This window comes from Streptomyces sp. SID5643 (assembly GCF_009872555.1).
GTDB lineage: Bacteria > Actinomycetota > Actinomycetes > Streptomycetales > Streptomycetaceae > Streptomyces > Streptomyces iakyrus.
Map to the genome: position 1 here is coordinate 1 of NZ_WWIC01000200.1, position 256 is coordinate 256.

The window sequence follows — 256 nt, forward strand, 5'->3', positions numbered from 1 at the left end:
GGCCCAGGTACTCGCCGACCAGGTCCGAGCGTTGCGCCTCGACGAGTCGGTCGCTCTCCAAGAGCCCGAGCGCGGCGAACACCCGGCCCAGCAGCCGCGCGACCGTGGTCTTGCCGGTTCCGGACGGCCCGGAGAAGACGAAATGTCGCTTCGGGGCCTGCGCGGGCAGCCCCTGCGCCTCACGCAGCCGGGCCATCCGCATCTGCGCGGACAGCGCCCGCACCTGCCGTTTGACCGGCTCCAGGCCGACCATCGA

1 pseudogene is annotated in these 256 nt (G+C 72.7%); it reads right to left on the reverse strand.

Annotated features, from left to right (window positions below):
* Nucleotides 1–256, reverse strand: a pseudogene (locus GTY56_RS22580) (AAA family ATPase); the annotation flags it as partial.